Consider the following 18,021-nt stretch of genomic DNA (forward strand, 5'->3'; position numbering starts at 1 on the left):
GCGGCCGCATCGCTGCCGTTGCTGTCGGCATTGCACCGCGCCCTTCCTGTGCTAACCGTCTGCGCATGACCAGTCACAAGATTCTTCAGAGCGAATTCGCCACCCTGCCCGACCTTGTCCGCGCGCATGCGGCCGAGCGCCCCGGCGACATCGCTGCCGCCGATGCCGAGCGGCGGCTGAGCTGGTCCGAACTCGACGAAACGATGGACCGCATCGCGGCGCGATTGCAGGCCGACGGCTTCGCCAAGGGTGACCGCACCGCCGTTGCCGGCCTGAACAGCGTCGAGCAGATGGCGGTGATTCTGGGCACGCTGCGCGCGGGCGGCGTCGCGGGGCTGATCACCAACAGCGCCACCGGCGAGCAGATGGCGGCGATGATCGCCGATACCGGCGCGCGCCACCTGTTCCTCGATACCGCAGCATCGGCGAGCCTCGAAGGGCAGACCGTCACCGCGACTGACCGCATCGCGATGGACGGCAGCGCCGCCGGGACGCCGATCACTGCCTGGATGGCGCCCGTCGGCACCAGGCCCGAAGCGGTCGCGATCGATCCGCTCGACGGCTTCAACATCATCTATTCGTCGGGCACCACCGGCACGCCGAAAGGCATCGTCCACAGCCACGCGATGCGGTTCCAGCACATCCAGCGCGGCGCCCCGGCGTTTGGCGCGAAGGCCGTGACGATCCTCTCGACGCCGCTCTATTCGAACACCACGATGGCGAGCTTCCTGCCAACCGTCGGATCGGGCGGGCAGGTCGTGCTGATGAAGAAGTTCGACGCACGCGGTTTCCTGGAGCTGGCCGAGCGCGAGCGGGCGACGAATACGATGCTGGTGCCCGTGCAGTACCGCCGCATCATGGCGCTCGACGATTTTGACCGTTTCGACCTGTCGAGCTTCATCATGAAATATTGCACCTCGGCCCCCTTCGCCGCGACGTTGAAGGCCGATGTGCTGAAACGCTGGCCCGGCGGGCTGGTCGAGATTTACGGCATGACCGAAGGCGGCGCGACGTTCATTCTGGAAGCGCATCAATTCCCCGACAAGCTCGCCACGGTCGGAAAGGCGTCGCCGGGGCATGTCGCGAAGGTGATCGACGAGGACGGCAACGAACTGCCGCAAGGATCGGTCGGCGAGTTGGTCGGCCGATCGCCGTCGATGATGACGGGGTACAACAACCGGCCCGATGCCACCAAGGCGATGCACTGGTACGACGCCGACGGGACGCTCTTCTATCGCCATGGCGACATCGGGCGCATCGACGAGGATGGTTTCCTGACGCTGATGGACCGCGCGAAGGACATGATCATATCGGGCGGGTTCAACATCTTTCCAAGTGACCTCGAGGGCATTTTGCTGACCGACGAGCGCGTCGTCGAAGCCGCGGTCGTCGGCATGCCGAGCGAGGAATGGGGCGAGACGCCGGTCGCTTTCGTCGTGCTGAAACCCGGCGTCGAGGCCGAAGCCGTGCGCGCCGATTGCAATGCCAAGGTCGGCAAGACGCAGCGGCTGAGCGCGATCACGGTCGTCGACGAGCTGCCGCGCAGCGCGATCGGCAAGGTGTTGAAGCGCGAATTGCGGGATGCCTACGCACGATAGCGGTGGTCGGGTTTCGCGCGGCACCCGTCATCCCGGACTTGATCCGGGGTCCATGACGTCGGTGCAGCGATGGATCCCGGATCAAGTCCGGGATGACGAAGGGAACGGCGGCGACGTCCGCTCCCCGCTCCCCGCCATCCACCTCGACGCCGCCCTCTACCGAACCCGTCAGGCCAGCCCCGCCGCCTGAATCGCCGCCAGCGCGCTGTCGAGCCGTTCGTTGCCGTCGCCTTCGACCCAGGCCCAGCGAAGCTTTCGCCGGTCGAGTTCGGCGATCGCCAGATCCATGAACTGCCGCCGCGCAAGGTCGCTGCCGAACAGGCGCGTGCCATCCTCCTGCCACGGCAGGTCCATCGCGGGGACCAGATACAGGTCGGCGGGTTCGTCCCACAGATCGATCTCCGGCAAGCGGCGGCCGAGCAGCATGATCGCCCATGCCTGCGTCATCAGCGGGTCGGTGTCCGACACCAGCCATTCGGGGTTCTGCGCCAGCACCGCCCGGGTCGCGGCGAGATGGCCGTCGAAGATCGCGAGCAGGTCGACCTCGTCGAGGTCGGTGCCGTTCGCCTCGCAATAGGTGCGCCCATATTCGGGCACGACGAGCGCGCCGAGCCGGAACGCGAGCCGCGGCGCGAGCGTCGATTTGCCGGTGCTTTCGGCGCCGTGGAGGCAGATGTGCCGAGTCATGCGAATACCCTGTTTTCGTTGGCGGCGGCGGCGCGGCGCCACTGGATCAGCCCGTCGATCGACAGGCCGAGCAGCAACACATAGACCGCGCTGGTCGCATAAAGGCCGCGCCACGCGAACAGCGGGACGGCGATCACATCGACGAGAATCCACAGCCACCAGCTTTCGACGCGCCGCCGCGCGAGCAGCCACTGCGCGGTGATGCTGATCATCGCGATCGAGCCGTCGATCCACGGCGCGACGGCATCGGTGAAGCGGTGCATCGCCGCGCTCCACACGACCCAGGCCACCGCGGTCACCGCGCCCCAGATCCAGCGCGCGCGCTGGGTCATCCAGCCGACCGGAATGCCGCTATCCTGACGAGCGCCGATCCAGGCAACCCAGCCATAGAGGTTGAGCGCGAAGAAAAAGCCCTGAAGCAGCATGTCGCTGTAAAGCTTCGCTTCGTAGAACACGAACGCATAGAGCGTCACCGCGACGAGCGCGAAGGGATAGTTCCACACACTGCGCAGCGCGACGAGCGCAACATTCGTCAGGACGAAAGCCGCCGCCAACCATTCGAGTTCGCTCATGCGGGAGCCCCCGCGGGTGCCATATCGACCCGGGGCCGTGTCCACAGCCCCTCGCGGCTGATCCGCCGCTGTGGCGGACGGCGGAGCACCGACCATCCGGCGCGCGCGACCCAGCCGAGCTTTGCCGCCCGGCCGGAGGCCGCGCGATGGTCCCAGGCATGATCGCCGCGAGCGCGTACTTCGCGCGCGATGTCGCCATAAATACCTGCGGCGGCAAGCACCGCCCAGCGGCTGCGCGGCGGCAGTTTGCGCGCGCCCCAGCGCGCCGACGCTTCATATTCCTCCGCCATTTCGGCGAGCCATTTCGCCATCACAGAAAGCCGCCCGCGAAAGGCGGGGTGCATATGCTGCCCCGGCGGAATGTCGAGTTCGACCATCCAGTCCATCGGCAGATAGCAGCGGTCTGCTGCGGCATCCTCGGCCACGTCGCGCGCGATGTTGGCGAGCTGGAACGCAATGCCGAGGTCGGCGGCGCGGTCGAGCGTCGTGTCGTCGGTGGGCGCAACGCCCATCACCAGCGCCATCGCGACGCCGACCGCGCCCGCGACATGATAGGAATAGCGCAGCAGATCGGCCTCGCTGCGCGGGCGCCAATCCTTTGCGTCGAGTTCGAACCCCGCGACGATGTCGTCGATCACGCGGCGCGGAATATCGACCTGGGTCAGCAGCAAGCCGAGCGCATCGAAGGCCGGTTCGCCGGTCGGGCGGCCCGCGAAAGCTGCGTCAGTCTGCGCCCGAATATGAGCAAGCGCTGCCGCGGGGTCATGATCCTGCGACATCGCGCCGCCATGATCCTGCCCATCGGTCAGATCGTCGGCGGCGCGGCACCAGGCATAGAGCAACCAGACGCGTTCGCGCGTGACCCGGTCGAACAGCCGGCTGGCGAGCGCAAAGCTTTTCGATCCGCGCGCGATGCTGTCGTGCGCGAAACCATGGAGGGCATCGGCGTCATAGGCCCCCTCGATCATCATGGCGCCGCGGTCATTACAGATTTTCGGCCTTCATCGCGAAAATCGTCTGGTGCGGTTGATAGGTCGCCATCTTGTCGAGCAGCTCGTCGAGCCCCGCGTCGACGATCATGATCCCGGCGTGTGCGGGGCGGATGAAGCCGACGTCGACCATCTTGCGGTTGAAGGCGATGAGTTCGTTGTAAAAGCCCGCCGCGTTGAGCAGCCCGACAGGTTTGCTGTGATAGCCGAGCTGGGCCCAGCTGATCGCTTCCCACAATTCGTCCATCGTCCCGACGCCGCCGGGGATGGTGAGAAAACCGTCGGAGAGGTCGGTGAACATCTTCTTGCGTTCGTGCATGCCGCTGACGACATGGAGTTCGGTGCAGCCACGGTGCGCGACCTCGGCGCCGACGAGCGCCTCGGGGATGATCCCGATGACTTCACCGGCGGCTTCGAGCGCGCTGTCGGCGACGGCGCCCATCAGGCCGAGCCGGCCGCCGCCATAGACGACGCCGATCCCGCGCTGCGCCAGCGTCCGCCCGACATGGCGTGCGGTTTCGATATAGATCGGATCCTCGGGGGTCGCGGACCCGCAATAGACGGCAAGGCGTTTCATCGCTCGGTAACTTTCACAAAATCCGTTCGGCCCCGGACCGGATCCGGGCTTGTCGAAGCGCTTTCTTTCTGTCGCTGCCTTTGAAGGAAGAACGGCCCTTCGACAAGCTTAGGGCGAACGGTTGTTGTTATTCCAGCATCAGTGCCGCGGTCGCCTTGGCGCTGCCGACGACGCCCGGAATACCCGCGCCCGGATGGGTCCCCGCGCCGACGAAATAGAGATTGTCGATCACATCGTCGCGGTTGTGGGCCCGGAACCAGGCGCTTTGCCACAGCACGGGTTCGAGGCTGAACGCGCTGCCCAGATGCGCCGACAGGTCGCGCCCGAAATCGGACGGCGTATAGTGGAAGCGCGTGACGAGATTGGCGCGCAGGCCCGGCGCGACGCGGCGCTCGACCTCGTCGATGATCGCGTCGGCAAAGCGGTCGCCGAACGCACCGTCCCAATCGACCTTCGCCTTGTCGAGATGCGCGACGGGGGCGAGCGCATAAAAAGCCGAGTGGCCCGGCGGCGCCATGCCCGGATCGGTGATGCTGGGATGATGCAGATAGAGCGAGAAATCGTCGGGGACGACGCCGCCGTAAATATCGTCGAGCAGCCCCTTGTAGCGCGGGCCGAAGAGGATGCTGTGGTGCGCAATGTCGGGATATTCGCCCTTTGCGCCGAAATGGAAGACGAACAGCGAGGGCGACCAGCGTTTGCGCGCCAGCGACTTGGCGACCTTTGCCCCGCGCGGGTGACCGGCGAGCAAGGCCGAGTAGCTGTGCATCAGATCGCCGTTGCACGCGACCATGTCGGCATCGCCGTGCCAGCCGCTCGCCGTCGTGACGCCGGTCGCGCGGTCGCCCGTGGTCTCGATCTTCACCGCCGGATCGCCGAGGCGGAGCGTACCGCCGAGCCGTTCGAACAATCGCACCAGCCCGGCGACGAACTGGTTGGTGCCGCCGCGCGAGAACCAGACGCCGCCGTCCTTTTCGATCGTGTGGATCAGCGCATAGATCGCGCTCGTCGTCATCGGATTGCCGCCGACCAGCAGCGTGTGGAACGAAAGCGCCTGCCGCAGCCGCTCGTCCTTCACATAGGAGGAGACGACCGAATAGACGCTGCGCCAGGCTTGATATTTCATCAGCGCGGGCGCGGCGCGGATCATCGACGCGAAGTCGAGAAAGGCGACCGCGCCAAGCTTGACATAGCCCTGTTCGTACACGCCGCGGGAGTAATCGAGGAACCGGTCATAACCGTCGACATCGGCGGGATGCAGCTTTTCGATTTCGGCGCGGAGCGCGGCTTCGTCGTTCGAATAGTCGAAGTCAGTGCCGTCGGGCCAGTTCAGCCGGTAAAAGGGCATCACGGGCATCAGATCGACGTCGGCGGCCATATCCTGTCCGCCGAGCGCCCACAGCTCTTCGAGGCACGGCGGGTCCGTGATCACCGTCGGACCGGCGTCGAAGGTGAAACCGTCCTTGACCCAATGGTACGCTCGCCCGCCGGGCTGGTCGCGCGCCTCGACGATGGTTGTCGCGACCCCCGCCGCTTGCAGCCGGATCGCGAGGGCCAGGCCGCCGAAACCGGCGCCGATCACTAGGGCGCGGCGTGTCATGTCCAGTCCAATCTCGAAAGCGCCGCAATCGCGCGGCCGACGGGTACGGGCGGTTTGCCCGACAGGATACGCAGTTTGTCCTTCGCGCTCGACGCCCCGGCATAGAAGCGCGCGACCAGTGCCGGCGACAGCCGGTAAAAGCGCTGGAAGATGCGATACCGTTCTTCAGGCTCGGCAGCGCGGAACAGCATCGCGCCGAGCATGCGATAGAAGCGCTGGCGCCGCCACGACGCCGCGGCCTGATCGCGCAACACGCGCGCAAGGTCAGGCTGGTCGACGAGCGCGGGGAGCGCCGAGGCCGCGCGCACCGCGTCGGGCAGCGAGTATCCGGTGGTGGCATGAAAGCGCCCGCCGCGCACGCCGATGCGCGCGACGCGATCGGTCGCGGGCCACACCGCGTCGAAATCACCCGCCATGACGACCGGCAGGCAGCCCGTCTCCTCGCGGGCGATTTCGGTGACGGTCCAGCCGCGCGCGCGCGCATAGGCGGCAATCCGATCGCGCACCGCGGCGACGTCGAGCGCCGGATCGTCGCTGTAATAGGTATCCTCGACGAACACAGTCTCGGCATCGAAAGGCAGGCAATAGACAAAGCGATAGCCGCCGAGCTGTTCGACCGTCGCGTCCATCACGACGGGCTGCGTCAGACCGTGCCCGCCCGCGACGCGCAGCGCTTGCCCGACGAATTTCTGCCAGCCGCAATCGATCCCTGCGAGGTCGCCGATCCCGCGCGCGTCGACGACGTGCCGCGCCTCCAGTCGCGTCCCGTCGTCGAAGGCCACCGATTGGGGCGCGAGCAGGATCGCCGTTTTGTCCATTAACCGGCCGGCAGGCAGCACGGCCGCAACCGCCTCCGCCAGCGCTTCGCCCGTGATGCTGTTATACGCCATCGGCAGCGCGCGCTCATACGCGGGGAAGGCGACGTCGTAACCGTCCCAACGATACGCGATCAGCGGTTCGACGAGCCAGCGGTCGCCGCTCGCGATGTCCTCATCAAAGAAGGACCAGATATGGTTGCCACCCACCGCACCCGGCTCGACCAGCCGGAGGTCGAGGTCGGGGCGGCGGCGTGCAAGGGCCAGCGCCGCCAGCCCGCCGGCCAGCCCGCCGCCGACGATAGCGATGTCGCAATGATCCTTGTCGGGCGCAGCCATGCTCTCGCCCTAGCCGCAGCGGCGCCGGGCCGCTATCGCTTCGTACATGGCTGCCGTGCTTTTCTCTGCGCTCGCGATGACGTTGATCGTCGGGGTCCGCTATTTGCTCAGTAGCGGCGCGTTCGCCTTTGCGACGCGGATCAAGCATCCGGGCCTGTATCGCGGGCTGGAGCCACAGATGAAGCGCGAGATCGGGTGGAGCCTCGCCAGCGCGGCGATCTATGGCATTCCCGCCGGGATCGTCGCCTGGGGCTGGCAACAGCATGGCTGGACGCGCATCACCACCGATATCGACGCCTATCCGCTGTGGTATCTGCCGGTCAGTCTGTTCGCCTATCTGTTGATCCACGACACATGGTTTTACTGGACGCATCGCTGGATGCACCGCCCCGCGCTGTTTCGCGTCGCGCATGCAGTGCATCACCAGAGCCGACCGCCGACCGCATGGGCGGCGATGAGCTTTCACCCCGTCGAGGCGATCACCGGCGCCATCGTCATCCCTGCGCTGGTCTTCCTGATCCCGATCCATGCCGCGGTGCTGGGGCTGGTGCTGACGATCATGACGGTGATGGGGGTCGGCAATCATATGGGCTGGGAAATGTTCCCGCGCGCGCTTGTTCATGGACCCGCGGGGCGCTGGCTGATAACCGCGACGCATCACGAGCAACATCACGCCGCTTACCGAGGGAATTATGGGCTCTATTTCCGCTTCTGGGACAAGATGTGCGGCACGGATATCGGCCTTGGCCATTTTGCCGCTACTGGTCGCGACCAGCGCGCCGCCGACGGTTGAAGTCAGCATCACCGGCCTGCGCAGCACCAAAGGCCAGATCCTGGTCTGTCTGACGACGAACCCCAAGGCCTTTCCCGATTGCAGCAAGGACAAGGCATCGGTGCGGATGGCCGTGAAGGCGGCCGACGCCGGCGACTTCCTGATCCATGCGCCCGCGAACGGCACCTATGCGATCGCGGTCGTCCACGACGAGAACAGCAACAACAAGATGGACGTCGCGATCTTCCTGCCCAAGGAAGGCTTCGGCTTTTCGCGCAACCCGACGATCACCGTCGGCCCGCCGAGTTTCAAGTCGGCGAGCTTTGCGGTGACGGGCGACATGCGCCAGTCGATCAAGATGAAATATATGCTTTAGTCGGGTGGCGCCCCGATCATTCGGCCGCGAGGCCGAAGCATTGGGCGAGTTTGGGTTCGGCCTCTTCTTCGGGCAAGGCGTCGAAGGCCGCGCCGTCGAACGCCGCAACCGCTGCCGCCAGATCGGCGTCGGTCGCCGCGCCGGCCTGCTTGCGATGCAGCGCCGCGAGGCGCGCTTTCATCGCCGCGAACTCCTTCGCCTCGTCCTTGAAGGCGGGGATGCCGACCGAAATATGGGTGAGGATCGCATAGCATTGCGGCGTGTCGGGCATCGTTATGGCCGAAACCTGCGCCAGACCCGTCACCACCCCGTCGCCGCCACTCGACACGTCGATGCTCGCATAGAGCGGCTGGCAGTCGTCGATCGCGGCGGCGACCGTCCGTTCGGCAGTCTTCTGATCCTGTCCGTCGCCGAGCAGCGCATATGTGAACGCCTCGAAATCCTGTTTATACATCGCGCGCACTTCGGTGTCGCTGGCGCCCGTTTCCGCCATGATCGCCCCGGCCAGGCGGCCAGCGAGCGTTTCGGCCTTCGCCGGCGTCAGGCCATAGCTGCGTTTCGACACGCCGCGTCCGACATCGTACATGACCGCGCTTGCGATCGTTGCGCAGCGGACTTCATGTTGGCGAACCTCGGGCAGAGCGGCCAGTTGCGCCGCCGCCATCGCCTCGTCGGCCGCTTCAGCGACCGTCGTCGCTGCCGTCGTCGCGCTATCGGGCGCGTCGCCCTGACCGCCGCCCATCAGCGCCAGCAAAATCCACCACATATCGGCCTCCCCCGCACTGCGACCCGGCCGCGATGCTGGGGAAATGGCACAGGCTTGGCAAGCGCCATTGTGGGCGCGGGGCAGCGCGGCTAAAGCAGCGCCGTGACCGCCTTCCCTTCCCGCATCGCCGCGTTCGCCGACCGCCGGCCGAAGCTCGCCGCGCTCGTCCTCGGCGCGTTCTCCGCAACCGGTTTCGCGCCGCTTCACCTGTGGCCGCTGACCTTGCTGGTCTTCGCGGGCTGGATGGCGCTCGTCGCGCGGAGCGGCCGCGGACGACAGGCTTTCGGGGTCGGCTGGGCGTTCGGCGTCGGGCATTTCACGATCGGCCTGAACTGGATCGCGACCGCCTTCACCTATCAGGCGGCGATGCCTGCCTGGCTCGGCTGGATCGCGGTCCTGCTGTTGGCGCTCTATCTTGCCGTCTATCCGGCGCTGGCCGCCTGGGGGGCCTGGATGGTGCGCCGCTGGGGCGGCACGGGCGCGGAAACGGGCCTGACCATATCCTTCCTCCTGGCCTTCGGTTCGCTGTGGATCCTGACCGAATGGCTGCGAAGCTGGGTTTTCACGGGTTTTGCATGGAACCCGCTTGCGGCGATCGGTCCCGCCTTTGCCGAGCCCGCACACTGGATCGGCACCTATGGGCAATCGGGGCTGCTCGTCGTCGCAAGCGCAGCGACGTTGCTCTTCCTCCAGCGCCGGTGGCGCGACGCCGGCCTGGTCGGCATTCCGGTCAAGATCGCGATCGTCGCGGCGCTGCTCACCGGGGCCGGCCCGGGCATGAAAGCCGCGCCCATTCCGATCACCGTCGTCCAGCCCAACGTCGGGCAGCAGGACAAGTGGGAGGGCAGCAAGGCCGACGCCAATTTCGCCAAGCTCGCGCGGCTGACCGCGCCCAAAAACGATGCGCCGCGCCTGATCCTGTGGCCCGAAGCCGCGGTGCCCGATTATCTCGAGACGGGCTATCCGGCGCCCTATTACGACCGCTCGCCCGCCGAGGCGCGTGCACGGCTGATCGCGTTGATGAACCCCCGCGACCTGATGCTGCTCGGCGCGCTGAAACTGGAACTCGACCAGACCGGCGACGTCGTCGGCGCGCGCAACGCGGTGATGACCGTGCATGCCGACGGCAGCCTGGGCCCGCGGTACGACAAATCGCACCTCGTCCCCTATGGCGAATATCTGCCGATGCGGCCGATCCTGTCGGCGATCGGCCTGTCGCGGCTCGCGCCCGGCGACATCGACTTCTGGCCCGGCCGCGGGCCGCACACGCTCGACCTCGGCCGGTTCGGCAAGGCGGGGCTGCAAATCTGTTACGAGATCATCTTTTCGGGGCAGGTGGTCGACAGCGATCATCGCCCCGACTTCATCTTCAACCCCTCGAACGACGCCTGGTTCGGCGGCTGGGGCCCGCCGCAGCATCTGGCGCAGGCGCGGCTGCGCGCGATCGAGGAAGGCCTGCCCGTCATCCGCGCGACCCCGACGGGGATCAGCGCGATCATCGACGCCGACGGGCGGATTCTCGCGTCGCTGCCGATGCACGTGGCCGGACGGATCGACACCGTCGTTCCACAGGCGCACGCGCCGACGCTGTTTGCGCGCTATGGCAACATTCTGCCGGTCGGGTTTGCGCTGCTGCTGCTCGTGCTGGCCATTGCGTTTCGGCAGCGCGGACGCTAACAGCACCAACACATAAAGCTTCCTTTATATTCGATCCCAAAAGAAGGCCCCCATGCGCAACAGCTTCCTTTTCACGTCCGAAAGCGTTTCCGAAGGTCATCCCGACAAGGTCGCCGACCAGATTTCCGATTCGATCGTCGATCTGTTCCTGTCGAAGGACCCCGAGGCGCGCGTCGCATGCGAAACGCTGACGACGACGCAGCTTGTCGTCCTGGCAGGCGAAATCCGCGGCAAGGGCATCATGGACGAGGACGGCAATTGGGCCCCCGGTGTTCCCGAGGAAGTCGAAGCCGCGGTGCGCAACACCGTGCGCGAGATCGGGTATGAACAATCGGGCTTCCACTGGAAGACCTTCCGCTTCGAGAATAACCTGCATCCGCAGTCGGCGCACATCGCGCAGGGCGTCGACGCCGGTGAAAACAAGGATGAGGGCGCAGGCGACCAGGGCATCATGTTTGGTTATGCTTCGGACGAGACCCCCGACCTGATGCCCGCGACGCTCGATTACAGCCACAAGATCCTCGAGCGGATGGCCGCCGACCGCAAGGCCGGCACCGCGCCCTTCCTCGAGCCCGACGCCAAGAGCCAGGTCACGCTGCGCTATGCCAACGAGCGCCCGGTCGAGGCGACCGCGATCGTCGTGTCGACCCAGCATGCCAAGGATTATTTCTGGCATAACGGCGACGGCGACGAGGCGAAGTATAACGAGCTGCGCAAATATGTCCTCGGCGTCATCGCCGACGTGCTGCCGGCCGAGCTTCTGACCGCCAACACCGTCTATCACATCAACCCCACGGGTTGCTTCGAGATCGGCGGCCCCGACGGCGACGCCGGCCTGACCGGCCGCAAGATCATCGTCGACACCTATGGCGGCGCGAGCCCGCACGGCGGCGGCGCCTTCAGCGGCAAGGACCCGACCAAGGTCGACCGTTCGGCGGCCTATGTCACACGTTACCTCGCCAAGAATATCGTCGCCGCGGGCCTCGCCCGCCGCTGCACGATCCAGCTGAGCTATGCGATCGGCGTGGCCGAGCCGCTGTCGATCTATGTCGACCTGCACGGCACCGGCACCGTCGACGAAGGCAAGATCGAGGCGGTGATCCCGCAGCTCGTGCGCCTGACGCCGAAAGGCATCCGCACGCACCTCGGACTCAACAAGCCGATCTACAAGCAGACCGCGGCTTACGGCCATTTCGGCCGCACGGCGGAAGGCGACAGCTTTCCGTGGGAGCGCACCGACCTGGTCGACCGACTGAAGGCGGCGCTGGCGAATTGAGCGCGTCGCTGCCGCTCCATGCCAATCTGACGACGGAGCGGCCGACCTTCGTCACGCATCTCGAGTGCGGGCTGACTGGCGAACGCTATGGCGCCGACACGCTGCACGGCCTGTCGAACGCCGGGCGCCCGCTGCTCGTCCGCTATGATCTGGCGGGCGTCGGGGCGGCGCTCGACCAGGCGACGCTCGCCGCGCGCCCGCGCGACCTGTGGCGCTGGCGCGAACTGCTGCCCGTCCGGCAGACCCGCAACATCATCAGCCTCGGCGAAACCGACACGCCGGTCATCGCGCTCGACAAGGTTGCAGCAGCCGCGGGCGCCGCGCGCGGCAGCCTGCTCGTCAAGGACGAAGGCCGCCTGCCGACCGGATCGTTCAAGGCGCGCGGGCTGGTGATGGCGATCAGCATGGCGAAGGAGCTGGGCGTCACCAGTATCGCGATGCCGACCAACGGCAATGCCGGCGCCGCGGCGGCCGCCTATGCGACGCAGGCGGGGATCGAGGCCATCATCTTTTGCCCCGACGACACGCCCGAGATCAATGTGCGCGAGATCGCGGCGCAGGGTGCGCGCGTCTATCGCGTCAACGGGCTGATCGACGATTGCGGCAAGCTGGTGCGCGAAGGCGCGGCGGCAAACGGCTGGTTCGACCTGTCGACCTTGAAGGAACCGTATCGGATCGAGGGCAAGAAGACGATGGGGCTGGAACTGGCCGAACAGTTCGGCTGGGACCTGCCCGACGTCATCTTCTATCCCACCGGCGGCGGCACCGGCCTGATCGGAATGTGGAAGGCCTTTGCCGAAATGCAGGCGCTGGGCTGGATCGGCGCGAAACGGCCGCGGATGATCGCGGTGCAGGCCGACGGCTGCGCGCCGATGGTGCGCGCGTGGCAAGCGGGCGAGCGTCATGCAACACGCTGGGAAGATGCGCACACCATCGCGGCGGGCATCCGCGTTCCGCAAGCGGTCGGCGATTTCCTGATCCTCGACGCAGTGCGCGAATCGAACGGCCGCGCGGTCGCGGTGAGCGACGCGGCGATCGCCCGCGCCGTCGACGATGCGGCGCGTAGCGATGGCCTGCTGCTCTGTCCCGAAGGCGGCGCGACACTCGCGGCCTGGCGACAGGCGCGCAGCGAAGGCTGGGTCGGCGGCGACGAGACCGCGCTGCTGTTCAACTGCGCCACCGGCCTCAAATATCCGCTGCCCGACGCGTCGCAGACGCTCGACCGACACGCCGCGATCGACTTCACCACGCTCTGACCGCGCTTGCCGCCCGGCAGTCGCGGCGCTAGGGCGCGCGGCATGACTGCGTACAAGCCCGGCGACCCCACGACGATCAACCGCCTTTATGGCCGCTCCAAGGGCAAACCCTTGCGCGCCGGCCAGCAGGATCTGGTCGATACTTTGCTCCCCCAGATCGCAGTTCCGGTCGATGGCGAGGTGACTGCGGATCGGCTGTTCGGCGATGCACGTCCGCTGCATTTCGAGATCGGCTTTGGCGGCGGCGAGCATATGGCGGGACGCGCCGATATGCTTCCCGATCATGGCTTTATCGGCGCCGAGCCGTTCCTGAACGGCGTCGCGCAGGCGCTGGTCCATGTCGGCGGCGATCATGGCGAACGCCTGCCGATCGGCAATGTCCGCATCCATCATGGCGATGCGCTGGAGGTGCTGCGCCGCGTTCCCGACGGGGCGCTGAGCTTTGCCTATCTCCTCCATCCCGATCCCTGGCCGAAGGCGCGCCACGCCAAGCGGCGGATGATGAACGACGGCCCGGTCGATCTGATCGCGGCGAAGCTGAAAACAGGCGGCGAGTTCCGCTTCGGCACCGACCATCCGGTCTATCTGGCGCACGCACTGATGGTGATGCGCCGCCACCGCCATCAGTTCGAATGGCTGGCGAAGGACGCCCAGGATTTCCTGGTCCGTCCCGGCGGCTGGCCCGAAACGCGCTATGAAGCCAAGGCGCGGGCGCAAGGTCACGAGGTCTGGTATTTTCGCTGGAGGCGTATATAGGAGTGCTATAGGGTTGAAAAGGCTAGTTTTTTATAGCCACTCCCTATGCTATCTTTTCCCCAATTACGCGGCAATTTCCGCCACGGTGATTGCCGGGTGATTGCTGGAAACGCCGTATTGGGAGACCAATTTATGGCAAGCGGAAAGATCACAAAACGGTCGGTCGATGCTCTCATTTCGAGCGGGCAACATGACATTCTTTGGGATGATAGCATAAAGGGTTTTGGCGCAAAGCGAACCAAAGCTGGCGCCGTGTCTTACGTGTTGCAATTCCGAATGGGCGGTCGCGAATCTAAGACGCGTCGCTACACGATAGGCAGCCATGGCTCGCCATGGACGCCAGCCACCGCCAGAGCCGAAGCGGAGCGACTGGCTATTCTGATCGCCCAGGGAATCGATCCAGGCGAAGCAGAGCGGCAACGACGGCGAGAGTCGGTCGATCTAGCCTTCGATAATTACTCTGATCGCTTCGCTGAGGCCTGCGTTGGAGAAGGCTGGAGGCGCCTCGTCAAGCGCAGCCTCGAGCTGCATGTAAAGCCGGTCTTGGGATCAAAGCCCCTTCCCAATCTTACGCGAATCGACATCGTTGCCGTCTTCGACCGCATGCCGCGCGCGCAGATCGCAAATATCCGTAACGTCTTCGCTGTTTTGCGCCGCCTTTTGCGCTGGGCCGTCAGCCGGGGAGATATCGATCGGAGTCCGATGGAAGGCATGGAAACCCCGCCCCCGGTCAAACCTCGCGATCGCTGGCTTTCAGACGAGGAGCTTGGCCGCATCTGGATGGCGGCGCCAAACACGCATTCCTGTTTCGGACCCATCATCCGCCTTCTGATCGTCACCGGTCAGCGACGAGAGGAGGTTTCGTCGCTGCGTTGGGAGGAACTCAACCGTAAAGATCTCCTATGGACCCTGCCCGGCGAACGGGCAAAGAATGGCGAGCCCAACCGAATTCCGCTCAACGAACTTGCAGTTGCGATCCTCGACGAGGTTGCCGGGTCGGCTATCTGGCCGCGTAGCGGCAGGATGTTCACGACCTCCAGGGGCGGAAGGTTCACCGGATATAGCAAAGGCAAGATCAAGCTCGACCTGCTTATGTCGCAAGACGGCCGCGAACCGTTACCGGACTGGCGACTGCATGACTTGAGACGAACTCTTGCAACCGGGTTTCAACGGCTAGGCGTTCGATTTGAAGTGACCGAAGCTGTGCTCAATCACGTCGGAGGTTCCCGCGCGGGCGTCGCCGGTATCTACCAGCGCCACGACTGGAAGGACGAGAAGCGCGAAGCAATGAAGAGTTGGAACGATCATCTGGCGGCGATCATTCGTTTGGCGAATATGGCGCGTGATCGCGCATGGTAAGCGCTTATAAAAAGACTTGCTGTCCACGATCGATTGCGCCGAACAAAATATGCAGAGTGAATCTGTCGATTTCCGTTGCGAACAGCTCTTGCAGCCGGATCCGTTCGCCAACGACTGACTCTTGCGTTCTTGCTGAATCAAGGGGGATATTCGCGGCGTGCGTAGCAGCGCCAAAGTTGGAGACAATTCGAGTGAACAAGAAGGATGAAATTTACGATCTTCTCGTTAGCCGAATGGTTGGCGCGCAATATAATTTTGGCCAGCGGCTGTCGGTCAAGGATCTTGTGAGCGATACCGGAGCGAGCCGCCAGCCGATCATGGCCGCGCTCAACCGTTTGAGTTCGGAAGGATTTGTTCGCATAATTCCGCAGGTCGGTTGCGAGGTGATAAATCCAAGCTATGACCAGATCGCAGATTTCTATATCATGTTTGAAAGGCTCGAGGGACTGCTGACGGAACTGGCGGCAGCGCGTCGGACCGATTCGCAAACGCGCGATTTGCGCGCGCTGCAAGCACGTATTCTCACGATCGACTTTGACGAGCCGCGCAGCGCGGTAATTTATTGCGAACTCAACCGTGCCTTCCATCAGCTCATCCACGATATGGCTCAGTCGCCCTTTCTCGACGCGCGGCAGAACAGCAATTTTGACATGTCTGATTTCTTCATCAACCAAGCCGGTGGTTTCAATCATTTCATGGCCGATACCGCACGTGAACATGATGAAATCATTGAGGCGATCGCTTCCAAATCTCCTGCCCGCGCGCGCGGGCTGGCAGAATCACACATCGGTGTCCGCCGTCAGGGCCAATGGCACAGATTTGAGGTTGTGATTTAAGGAGGATTTGGGCTTCGTCGTAGTGACGAAGGAACGAAGATGAAGCCCAAATCCTCCTTAAAAAAATCGCCGCCCAAGGCTCCCGCGGAGCGGGTGGTGAAGGACATCCGGCGTGCGACACGTCGGCACTTCTCGGCCGAAGACAAGATCCGGATCGTGCTGGAAGGCTTGCGCGGCGAGGACAGCATTGCCGAGCTGTGCCGCAAGGAAGGGATCGCCCAGAGCCTGTATTACACCTGGTCGAAGGAGTTCATGGAGGCCGGCAAGCGGCGCCTCGCCGGAGACACAGCCCGCGCTGCGACCACCGGCGAAGTGCATGACCTGCGCCGCGAGGCCCGAGCCCTGAAGGAATGCGTTGCCGACCTGACCTTGGAAAACCGCCTGCTCAAAAAAAGCATGATCGCGGATGGGGGCGACGACGAATGAGGTATCCGGCATCCGAGAAGCTCGAGATCATCCGGATCGTCGAACAGTCGCACCTGCCGACCAGGCACACGCTGGACCAACTGGGCATTGCCCGCCGGACGTTCTACCGCTGGTATGATCGCTTCCTCGAAGGCGGGCCGGAGGCGCTGGAAGATAGACCATCGGCGCCGAGCCGTGTGTGGAACCGCATCGGCGATGATATCCAGGACCAGATCGTCGAGATGGCGCTGGATTACAGCGAACTGTCACCGCGCGAACTGGCGGTGCGCTTCACCGACGAGAAGCGCTACTTCGTGTCGGAAGCCACGGTTTACCGGCTGTTGAAGGCCCATGATCTGATCACCAGCCCGGCCTATATCGTGATCAAGGCCGCCGATCAGTTCCACACCAAGACCACGCGGGTGAACGAAATGTGGCAGACCGACTTCACCTACTTCAAGATCATCGGGTGGGGCTGGATGTACCTGTCGACCGTGCTCGACGACTTCTCGCGCTACATCATCGCCTGGAAGCTGTGCACCAACATGCGGGCCGAGGATGTCACCGACACGCTGGACCTCGCGCTCGAGGCCTCGGGTTGCGACAGCGCAACGGTGCATCCCCAGACTCAGGGCAAGATCGAGCGCTGGCATCAGACCCTCAAGAATCGCATCCTGCTCGAAAATTACTTCCTGCCCGGTGACCTTGAGGCCCAGATCGAAGCGTTCGTCGAGCATTATAACCACCGACGTTACCACGAGAGCCTGAACAACGTGACGCCCGCCGACGCCTACTTCGGCAGGGCCGATGCCATCATCAAACAGCGCGAAAGGATCAAGCGGAAGACCATCGAACATCGGCGCTTGCTGCACCGCAAGATCGCCGCTTAATATCAACCCCAGGACGAGGCCCGCACTCCGCTAATTTACGCCGCGAGTTGTACCAAATGTTCTGACGACGGACACGGATGGAATAGTCTCGCCGCGAATGCGCCGGGGAACGCCTGCGGCCGCGCGCAAGAAGCTCGTGGCGAACCGGGTCTCGAAACCGGCCTTTGCGATCGGCGAGCCGATTTCATCAACGAGCGTGTCGGCAAATTGCGATGCGTCACGCTCCATGAGAGCCGAAGCCTTTATCATCCATCCCTCGCGCGCGGCTGCGGAAAGGTCGCGGTTCCGGCGATAGGCCGTGTCGGCCGCCTCAACTGCTCGATCGACGTCGGCCGGAGTCCCGGCAGCCGCCCGGGAATAGAGACTGTCGTCAATCGGGTTCAGGCTTTCGAAATAAGCGCCGTCGCCAGGGGCAACCGGTGACCCGCCGATCCAGTGGTCAAGCCCCCTCACTTCGTCCTTACGCATCATGAAT

Annotated in this window: 18 protein-coding genes; 10 read left to right on the forward strand and 8 right to left on the reverse strand. The window is 64.8% G+C overall.

Features of this window, described 5'->3' with window-relative positions:
- Nucleotides 1-65 precede the first annotated feature (65 nt).
- On the forward strand, nucleotides 66-1,598 hold the full coding sequence (locus tag ACO055_RS09480; protein WP_422062341.1) for a class I adenylate-forming enzyme family protein: 1,533 nt from the start codon (nucleotides 66-68) through the stop codon (nucleotides 1,596-1,598).
- 168 nt (nucleotides 1,599-1,766) lie between these two features.
- Here the strand turns inward: ACO055_RS09480 and ACO055_RS09485 are convergent, their stop codons facing one another.
- From ACO055_RS09485 to crtY, 6 genes are all read right to left on the reverse strand, one after another.
- The gene (locus tag ACO055_RS09485; protein WP_422062342.1) at nucleotides 1,767-2,285 is read right to left on the reverse strand and encodes an AAA family ATPase; all 519 of its coding nucleotides are present in this window, start codon (nucleotides 2,283-2,285) and stop codon (nucleotides 1,767-1,769) included.
- Nucleotides 2,282-2,857, reverse strand: coding sequence for a nicotinamide riboside transporter PnuC (gene pnuC, locus ACO055_RS09490; RefSeq protein ID WP_422062343.1), 576 nt, complete (start codon nucleotides 2,855-2,857; stop codon nucleotides 2,282-2,284). The genes ACO055_RS09485 and pnuC overlap by 4 nt, the downstream gene beginning before the upstream one ends.
- Nucleotides 2,854-3,828, reverse strand: a complete 975-nt coding sequence (locus ACO055_RS09495; protein ID WP_422062344.1) for a phytoene/squalene synthase family protein — start codon at nucleotides 3,826-3,828, stop codon at nucleotides 2,854-2,856. Before ACO055_RS09495 ends, pnuC begins: the two co-directional genes overlap by 4 nt.
- 13 nt (nucleotides 3,829-3,841) lie before the next feature.
- On the reverse strand, nucleotides 3,842-4,423 hold the full coding sequence (locus ACO055_RS09500) for a TIGR00730 family Rossman fold protein (protein WP_422062345.1): 582 nt from the start codon (nucleotides 4,421-4,423) through the stop codon (nucleotides 3,842-3,844).
- A 127-nt stretch (nucleotides 4,424-4,550) separates the two neighbouring features.
- Nucleotides 4,551-6,023 carry a phytoene desaturase gene (locus ACO055_RS09505; protein ID WP_422062346.1) on the reverse strand — a complete coding sequence of 491 codons (1,473 nt, stop codon included), beginning with the start codon at nucleotides 6,021-6,023 and terminating at the stop codon, nucleotides 4,551-4,553.
- Nucleotides 6,020-7,177, reverse strand: coding sequence for a lycopene beta-cyclase CrtY (gene crtY, locus ACO055_RS09510; protein ID WP_422062347.1), 1,158 nt, complete (start codon nucleotides 7,175-7,177; stop codon nucleotides 6,020-6,022). The genes ACO055_RS09505 and crtY overlap by 4 nt, the downstream gene beginning before the upstream one ends.
- Nucleotides 7,178-7,223: 46 nt before the next feature.
- Here crtY and ACO055_RS09515 point away from each other — a divergent pair, with 46 nt between their 5' ends.
- A complete protein-coding gene (locus ACO055_RS09515; RefSeq protein WP_422062348.1) occupies nucleotides 7,224-7,970 on the forward strand; it encodes a sterol desaturase family protein in 747 nt (248 codons plus the stop codon).
- Nucleotides 7,921-8,325 carry a DUF2141 domain-containing protein gene (locus tag ACO055_RS09520; RefSeq protein WP_422062349.1) on the forward strand — a complete coding sequence of 135 codons (405 nt, stop codon included), beginning with the start codon at nucleotides 7,921-7,923 and terminating at the stop codon, nucleotides 8,323-8,325. The genes ACO055_RS09515 and ACO055_RS09520 overlap by 50 nt, the downstream gene beginning before the upstream one ends.
- A gap of 16 nt (nucleotides 8,326-8,341) precedes the next feature.
- Here ACO055_RS09520 and ACO055_RS09525 read toward each other — a convergent pair whose 3' ends face one another.
- Nucleotides 8,342-9,091: a hypothetical protein gene (locus ACO055_RS09525; protein WP_422062350.1), complete on the reverse strand. Its 750-nt coding sequence runs from the start codon at nucleotides 9,089-9,091 to the stop codon at nucleotides 8,342-8,344.
- 102 nt (nucleotides 9,092-9,193) lie between these two features.
- Here ACO055_RS09525 and lnt point away from each other — a divergent pair, with 102 nt between their 5' ends.
- From lnt to ACO055_RS09560, 7 genes are all read left to right on the forward strand, one after another.
- Nucleotides 9,194-10,768 (forward strand): apolipoprotein N-acyltransferase, encoded by a 1,575-nt coding sequence (gene lnt / locus ACO055_RS09530; protein WP_422062351.1) that lies wholly within the window; start codon nucleotides 9,194-9,196, stop codon nucleotides 10,766-10,768.
- A gap of 52 nt (nucleotides 10,769-10,820) precedes the next feature.
- Complete coding sequence (gene metK / locus ACO055_RS09535) at nucleotides 10,821-12,044, forward strand: methionine adenosyltransferase (protein ID WP_422062352.1); 1,224 nt, start codon at nucleotides 10,821-10,823, stop codon at nucleotides 12,042-12,044.
- Nucleotides 12,041-13,300: a threonine synthase gene (locus ACO055_RS09540; protein WP_422062353.1), complete on the forward strand. Its 1,260-nt coding sequence runs from the start codon at nucleotides 12,041-12,043 to the stop codon at nucleotides 13,298-13,300. Before metK ends, ACO055_RS09540 begins: the two co-directional genes overlap by 4 nt.
- A 42-nt stretch (nucleotides 13,301-13,342) precedes the next feature.
- Nucleotides 13,343-14,056, forward strand: a complete 714-nt coding sequence (gene trmB, locus ACO055_RS09545; protein WP_422062354.1) for a tRNA (guanine(46)-N(7))-methyltransferase TrmB — start codon at nucleotides 13,343-13,345, stop codon at nucleotides 14,054-14,056.
- 45 nt (nucleotides 14,057-14,101) lie between these two features.
- Nucleotides 14,102-15,415, forward strand: a complete 1,314-nt coding sequence (locus ACO055_RS09550; protein ID WP_231729164.1) for a tyrosine-type recombinase/integrase — start codon at nucleotides 14,102-14,104, stop codon at nucleotides 15,413-15,415.
- A gap of 191 nt (nucleotides 15,416-15,606) precedes the next feature.
- A complete protein-coding gene (locus ACO055_RS09555; RefSeq protein ID WP_422062355.1) occupies nucleotides 15,607-16,251 on the forward strand; it encodes a GntR family transcriptional regulator in 645 nt (214 codons plus the stop codon).
- Nucleotides 16,252-16,290: 39 nt separating this feature from the next.
- Nucleotides 16,291-17,546, forward strand: a protein-coding gene (locus ACO055_RS09560; RefSeq protein WP_422062356.1) for an IS3 family transposase whose coding sequence is annotated in 2 segments (ribosomal slippage) — nucleotides 16,291-16,638 and nucleotides 16,641-17,546 — 1,254 coding nt in all. Because the reading frame shifts where the segments join, the coding sequence is not laid out codon by codon here.
- Nucleotides 17,547-17,576: 30 nt separating this feature from the next.
- On the opposite strand, the gene ACO055_RS09565 is transcribed toward ACO055_RS09560, so the two are convergent.
- The gene (locus ACO055_RS09565) at nucleotides 17,577-18,014 is read right to left on the reverse strand and encodes an aldehyde dehydrogenase family protein (protein WP_422062357.1); all 438 of its coding nucleotides are present in this window, start codon (nucleotides 18,012-18,014) and stop codon (nucleotides 17,577-17,579) included.
- Nucleotides 18,015-18,021 lie beyond the last annotated feature (7 nt).

Origin of the sequence: Sphingopyxis sp., assembly GCF_965227415.1 — a bacterium.
GTDB lineage: Bacteria > Pseudomonadota > Alphaproteobacteria > Sphingomonadales > Sphingomonadaceae > Sphingopyxis.

Coding starts and splice junctions, on each gene's coding strand:
- ACO055_RS09480 (WP_422062341.1), top strand. CDS start 66: ATGACCAGTCACAAGATTCTTCAGAGCGAATTCGCCACCCTGCCCGAC.
- ACO055_RS09485 (WP_422062342.1), bottom strand. CDS start 2,285: ATGACTCGGCACATCTGCCTCCACGGCGCCGAAAGCACCGGCAAATCG.
- pnuC (WP_422062343.1), bottom strand. CDS start 2,857: ATGAGCGAACTCGAATGGTTGGCGGCGGCTTTCGTCCTGACGAATGTT.
- ACO055_RS09495 (WP_422062344.1), bottom strand. CDS start 3,828: ATGATGATCGAGGGGGCCTATGACGCCGATGCCCTCCATGGTTTCGCG.
- ACO055_RS09500 (WP_422062345.1), bottom strand. CDS start 4,423: ATGAAACGCCTTGCCGTCTATTGCGGGTCCGCGACCCCCGAGGATCCG.
- ACO055_RS09505 (WP_422062346.1), bottom strand. CDS start 6,023: ATGACACGCCGCGCCCTAGTGATCGGCGCCGGTTTCGGCGGCCTGGCC.
- crtY (WP_422062347.1), bottom strand. CDS start 7,177: ATGGCTGCGCCCGACAAGGATCATTGCGACATCGCTATCGTCGGCGGC.
- ACO055_RS09515 (WP_422062348.1), top strand. CDS start 7,224: ATGGCTGCCGTGCTTTTCTCTGCGCTCGCGATGACGTTGATCGTCGGG.
- ACO055_RS09525 (WP_422062350.1), bottom strand. CDS start 9,091: ATGTGGTGGATTTTGCTGGCGCTGATGGGCGGCGGTCAGGGCGACGCG.
- metK (WP_422062352.1), top strand. CDS start 10,821: ATGCGCAACAGCTTCCTTTTCACGTCCGAAAGCGTTTCCGAAGGTCAT.
- trmB (WP_422062354.1), top strand. CDS start 13,343: ATGACTGCGTACAAGCCCGGCGACCCCACGACGATCAACCGCCTTTAT.
- ACO055_RS09550 (WP_231729164.1), top strand. CDS start 14,102: ATGCTATCTTTTCCCCAATTACGCGGCAATTTCCGCCACGGTGATTGC.
- ACO055_RS09565 (WP_422062357.1), bottom strand. CDS start 18,014: ATGCGTAAGGACGAAGTGAGGGGGCTTGACCACTGGATCGGCGGGTCA.